General features: G+C 69.8%; 1 protein-coding gene. It reads left to right on the top strand.

Features of this window, described 5'->3' with window-relative positions:
• Nucleotides 1-326: 326 nt before the first annotated feature.
• Complete coding sequence (locus ACFWUY_RS36700; RefSeq protein ID WP_384120343.1) at nucleotides 327-857, top strand: DUF1269 domain-containing protein; 531 nt, start codon at nucleotides 327-329, stop codon at nucleotides 855-857.
• Nucleotides 858-1057 lie beyond the last annotated feature (200 nt).

The raw sequence follows: 1057 nt of genomic DNA, 5'->3' as shown, positions 1-1057 counted from the left end.
ATCACTGCGGGCCACCCGGTCCGGCCGTCAGTCCCGTCGCCGTCCTGCAACCACCTGGCTTCGGAACTCCACCGCCGTACCGTCCTGCAACTGCGGGTACTGCGGGTACTGCGGGTACCGCTTTGCACTACTGGTACCGCTTGCCGGCAGTTCGTCTCTGCCAGGCCCTGTTGTCTCTCTGGGCTACGAGAAGAACCCTAGTCGCGCCGCAGCCCGATGTCTACTCCGGCCGCCATAGATTTTCGCGTGTCCGGCGGTGAGGTAATCGACCTCGGCGGCCTTCGTGCGTCCGCGCCGAAGTGCGGGCCCTGACGGTGTGGCCTTGACTGGCTGCTGTCCGCCACGCACGAACACAGCTCACCGGAGGGGCCCATGGCCACGTTGACCGTCTGGAAGTTCGACTCGCCCGAAGGGGCCGCCGACGTCGAGAGCACGCTCCTGGAACTGCAGAAGCAGGAGCTCATCAAGGTGCTCGACGGGGCCACGGTCAGCTGGCCGGCGGAGGCGTCGAAGCCGAGGACGAAGCAGCTGAACAATCTCACCGGCGCCGGAGCCCTCTCGGGCACCTTCTGGGGCATGCTCTTCGGCCTGCTCTTCTTCATGCCGCTGTCGGCGCCGCTGTCGGCGCCGCGGCCGGCGCGCTCGGCGGGAAGATGGCCGACGTCGGCATCGACGACGACTTCATCGACTCGGTCAAGTCGAAGGTCACCCCCGGCACATCGGCGCTGTTCCTGCTGTCGCAGGACGCCGTGGTCGACCGCGTGAGGGAGGCGTTCCCCGGCGGTCACTCCGAGCTGCTCCGGTCGAACCTGGACCGTGAGCAGGAGGACAAACTCCGGGAGGTCTTCTCCCACTGACCTCCCGGCTTCCACGGGCCCGCCGCCGACGGCCGCGTACGGCGGGCGCGGCCGGGAACCCTGCAGCCCGACGAGGGAGGGGCGGGGGGGGGCGGGGCGGGGGGGGGGGCCCCCCCGCCCGCGGGGGGGGCGCGCCGGCCCCGCGGCTGGGGGGCACAACGAGCACAACAAAACCCCAGCGGGTGTTGTGGAGATAATGT

The organism is Streptomyces sp. NPDC058664, from assembly GCF_042716635.1.
In the GTDB taxonomy this organism is placed as follows: domain Bacteria; phylum Actinomycetota; class Actinomycetes; order Streptomycetales; family Streptomycetaceae; genus Streptomyces.
The sequence above is the reverse complement of the archived record's forward strand: the minus strand, read 5'-3'. Positions and strand labels throughout refer to the sequence as shown.